The sequence below is a fragment of the Rhizomicrobium sp. genome, assembly GCF_056722145.1.
Map to the genome: position 1 here is coordinate 1 of NZ_JBWZET010000293.1, position 4,445 is coordinate 4,445.

General features: G+C 63.8%; 4 protein-coding genes. 2 read left to right on the forward strand and 2 right to left on the reverse strand.

Features of this window, described 5'->3' with window-relative positions; all coding sequences use genetic code 11:
- Together AC1P6P_RS15120 and AC1P6P_RS15125 are read left to right on the forward strand one after the other, a co-directional pair.
- On the forward strand, positions 1-684 hold a 684-nt coding region (locus AC1P6P_RS15120), incomplete at its 5' end, for an MFS transporter (protein ID WP_481403271.1).
- 195 nt (positions 685-879) lie between these two features.
- Positions 880-3,168 carry a TonB-dependent receptor gene (locus AC1P6P_RS15125; RefSeq protein ID WP_481403272.1) on the forward strand — a complete coding sequence of 763 codons (2,289 nt, stop codon included), beginning with the start codon at positions 880-882 and terminating at the stop codon, positions 3,166-3,168.
- Between the two features lie 58 nt (positions 3,169-3,226).
- On the opposite strand, the gene AC1P6P_RS15130 is transcribed toward AC1P6P_RS15125, so the two are convergent.
- Both AC1P6P_RS15130 and AC1P6P_RS15135 read right to left on the reverse strand, forming a co-directional pair.
- A complete protein-coding gene (locus AC1P6P_RS15130) occupies positions 3,227-4,096 on the reverse strand; it encodes an HpcH/HpaI aldolase/citrate lyase family protein (protein ID WP_481403273.1) in 870 nt (289 codons plus the stop codon).
- 17 nt (positions 4,097-4,113) lie between these two features.
- The coding region (locus AC1P6P_RS15135) for a TetR/AcrR family transcriptional regulator C-terminal domain-containing protein (protein ID WP_481403274.1) at positions 4,114-4,445 on the reverse strand (332 nt) is incomplete at its 5' end.

Below are 4,445 nucleotides of genomic sequence, written 5' to 3' on the forward strand. Positions count from 1 at the left end.
GGCATTGCCAACATGCAGACCGCGTCGCTGTTCAACATCGGCGTCCAGCTCACCGCGCCGCGCTGGGTCACGGCCCGCGCGCTGTCGCTCTATTCGTCGTCGATCACCGGCGGCGTCGCCATCGGCGCCTGGTTCTGGGGGCAGGTCGCCGCGCATTATGGCATCACCTTCGCATTGGCGACTTCGGGCGGCATTGCCGCCGCCACAGCGCTGCTCGGCATCGTCATGCCGCTGCCGCGCGATGAGGATATCGACACCGAACAAGTGCCGATCGGCGCCGAACCGCAAGTCGCGCTCGGCCTGTCGATGCGCTCCGGGCCGATCGTGGTCGAGGTTGAATACGACGTCGATCCCGAAGAGGCCCGCGCCTTCTACGAGGTTGCGCGTCACCTCCAGAAAGTGCGCTTGCGCAACGGCGGGTTTGACTGGTCGATCGCGCGCGACATTGCCGATACCGCGATCTGGACCGAGCGTTATCACTGCCCGACCTGGGGCGACTACCTGCGGATGCGCGATCGCTACACCCAGTCCGATCTCGATATCCAGCAAGCCGCGGATGGCTACAACCGCAAACCCGGCGAACGCCGCGTCCGCCGCTGGCTCGAACGGCCCTACGGTTCGGTGCGCTACAAGGCGGACTCGCCCGATCCCAAGACCGGCCTGCTCGGCTACATCGGCCTTTGAACACGCGTTCAGTTGCAGAAATGCAACGGTAACTGGCCGATTTGGAAATTTGCAGTCTGTCCGGACAATTCATCGTTGCCAATCATCCGCCATGGCCTAGCGTGAGGATCGAGCGGTTGTGAACGAGCGCCTTAACGGCGTGCACGAACCGTTTGAGGATCAAGCCCGGCAATGGCCAGGCGAAGGGAGGTCAGGATGTCGATCAATCATTTCCGCTTGCGCACGTCGCTGTTCGGTCTGCTGGGCGGGGTCATGCTCGCCCCCGCCCCCGTGCTGGCCCAGGCCGCACCGCAAGCCGTCGCGCCCACCGACGAAATCGTCGTCACGGCCCAGCGTCGCGAGGAAAAGCAGGTCGATGTGCCGATCACGATCACCGCGATCGGCGGGCAGGCACTGGCGACCGCCAACGTCCAGACGCTTTCAGACATCACCAAGCTCACGCCAGGCCTGCGATTCGACAACGCCAGCGCGTTCTTCCAGCCGACGATTCGCGGTGTCGGTACGCCGGTGACGACCTCGGGCGGCGGCACCAACGTCGGCATCTACGTCGACGGGTTCTATTCGCCCAATCCGCTCGCCAACGAGTTCCAGTTCCTCAATGTCCAGAGCGTGCAGGTGCTCAAGGGCCCGCAAGGCACGCTGTTCGGCCACAACACCACCGGCGGTGCCATCGTGGTGCAGACCGCCGATCCCAGCACGACGACGAAGCTTGACGCCAAGATTTCCTATGGCCGCTTCAACGAATTGCGCGCGCAGGCTTATGCCTCCACCGGGCTGACCAAGGACATCGCGTTCGATATCGAGGGCCTGTACTCGCGCGGCGACGGCTATTTGACCAACATCCAGACCAACGACAACAAGGTGGGACAGTTCGAGGACTGGACCATCCGCACCGGCATCAAGGCCCAGGTGACCGACAATGTCTCGGTCATGGTTCGCTATACGCACGCCCACGTCAACGATCCTACGCCCGCGCTGGTCAACAGCTACACCGGCCCCGACATCGCCGCCGGTTATCCGTTCTTCGCGGTCCCCGGGCAATATACCTTCGATCCGCGCCTGGTCGCCAACGGCACCAAGCCCGGCGAGAAACTGTTCATCCACACCAACTCCGATGTGGTCCAGGGCACGATCAAGGCCGATCTCGGTTTTGCGAACTTCACCTCGTATACGCAGTATCGCAAGGAGAAGGTCGATTCGCTGATCTCGCTGGATTATTCCGGTGTCGAAGCGTTCGGCCTCGGCCTGCCGAACGACAACAAGACCTTCACCCAGGAACTGCTGCTCAGCTCGAAGGCCGGCTCGCGCCTGCAGTGGACTGCCGGCATGTTCTACATGAACAACCGCGACACCTACATCACCACGATCGGCTACAGCGGCGACAACGTGCTCAGCCCGGCGGTGCGCCTCGGCGGTTCGAGCACCACCACGGTCAACCTTTCGGGCTTCCTCGACGCCACCTACGAGGTCGTCGATCACCTGTTCCTGACTGCCGGCGTCCGCTATTCGCACGATCAGGTCAAGGACGCCTATTGGAACACCCGCTTTCTCGCGCCGACCTACACCGATGCCTCCGGCACCGTTCACTCGGCGCCCGGCGGCGTCGTGCCGGTGCCCGATATCTCGAGCAACCATGCCACGCCGCGCGTCGTGGTCCGTTACAAGCCCGACGACCATTCGAGCATCTATGCCTCGTTCGCGCGCGGCTACAAGGCGGCGATCATTGACGTTGGCGGCTCGTGCCAGAATGCCGCGCCCGCATTCGGCAATCCGTCCTACACGTGCAACCCGATCCAGCCCGAGACGATCGACGCTTACGAAGTCGGCTACAAGTTCGATAACCACACATTCTCGTTCGACCTTTCAGGGTTCTACTACAATTACCGGAACTTGCAGGTATCGGCTTACCTTAGCGGCACGGCGTTCATTCTCAATGCCGCCAGCTCGCACATCTATGGGCTTGACGGCCAGTTCACCGCCCGCCTGAACGAGCATTTCGACCTCTCGGCAGGGGCGGCCTGGACTCATGCCCGCTTCGTCGAATTCGACAACGCCCCGGTCTATGTGCCCTGCGTTCCGGCGATCGGCGCAGCGGCGTGCGGCGCCAACGGCATCAGCTTCCTCGTTCCGGGCACCACGCTCAAGAATTCGACGATGGAGCGCACCCCCGAGTTCACCGGCAACATCACTGCGCGCTACAAGCAGGACCTGTGGAACGGAAAGGCCGTATTGTCGGGCAACCTCAACTACACCAGCAAGCTCTATTTCGGTTATTCGGGCAACCAGTTCCCGCAGAACGGCTATGCCACGCTCGATCTGCGCGCCGAATGGACCGATCCCAGCCAACGCTACACGATTGCCGTTTTCGGCACCAACGTCACCAATACGAAGTACAAGACCGAGGTCCAGGCGACCAATTTCGGCATCGGCTCCAACTGGGCCAAGCCGATTTCATATGGCTTTGAACTTGGCGTGAAGTTCTGAGCCGATCAGCCTGAATGGCAAAGGGCGCGGGAGGGAAACCCCTCGCGCCCTTTCCATGTCAGCGTCCCGCAACCCGCTCCGCCATCGACACCAGCCGCCGCGCCTGTTCCAGGTGCAGCAGCTCGGCCATCTTGCCGTCCACCTGGATCGCGCCCTTGCCGGCATTTTCCGGCAGCGCGAACGCCGCGATCACCGCTGCCGCGCGTTCCAGTTCGGCTTCGGAAGGGTTGAACACTGCGTTGGCCACTTCCACTTGCGCCGGATGGATCAGCGATTTGCCGTCGAACCCATAGAGCAGCCCCTGCCGCGCCTCGGCCTCGAACACGGCCAGGTCGCGGAATTCGTTGCACACCCCATCGAGGATCGCCACGCCATGCGCCCGCGCCGCGCATACGGCCAGGCTCAGCAACGGCAGGAACGGCGTCCGCTCCGGCGTCGCTTGCGCGCGCATTTCCTTGGCCAGGTCGTTGGTGCCCATGATCCACAGTGACAGCCGGGTATCGCGCGCGCAGGCGGCAATCGCATCGAGCTGGGCGATCGAGGCGCAGGTTTCGATCATCGCCCAGAGCTGCATCTCCGCCGGCGCCCCTTTCAGCAGCGCGTTGCAAGCCGCGATGTCGGCCGGCGACGATACCTTGGGCACCAGCACCGCATCTGCGGCCGAGCCGGCGATGGCCGCCAGGTCCGCTTCGCCCCATGGCGTATCGAGGCCATTGGCGCGGATCGCGACCTCGCGATGGCCGAAGCCGCCGGCGTTCACCGCCTCCACCGCGGCATCGCGCGCCGCATCCTTCGCCTCGGGCGCCACCGCGTCCTCAAGGTCGAGGATGACCACGTCGGCAGGAAGCCCCCGCGCCTTCTCGATGGCGCGCGGGTTGGAAGCAGGCAGATAGAGCGCGGATCGGCGCGGACGGTCGGGAGCGATCATCGAAACCTCTTGTGAAATCAGCGCGCGCGTGCGCCATCGAGAAACAGGCGAACGGCAAAGCGGATGCGGTGATCCACTTCCTCGGTGGTAACTTTGAGGCCCGCCGTGAGGATGCGGATCGGGCCGGATACCACCATCGAGATAAACACGTTCGCGGCCAGCGCCGGGTCGCTCAGTGCCAGCCGGCCTGCCGCCGTCTCGCGCGCCAGCAGATCGCCCAGAAAGCGAATCACCGGCAGCGCGCCCTTTTCGAACGACAGCGTGAAGATGTCGGGAAAGCGATAGCTCTCGGTCTGGATGATGCGCTGCAGTTTCAACCCGGCCGGCGTCGCCAGCGGATCGACCCGCA

Bases quoted from the DNA above. Each gene is read 5' to 3' on its own strand.
- AC1P6P_RS15125 (WP_481403272.1), top strand. From the start codon at position 880: ATGTCGATCAATCATTTCCGCTTGCGCACGTCGCTGTTCGGTCTGCTG.
- AC1P6P_RS15130 (WP_481403273.1), bottom strand. From the start codon at position 4,096: ATGATCGCTCCCGACCGTCCGCGCCGATCCGCGCTCTATCTGCCTGCT.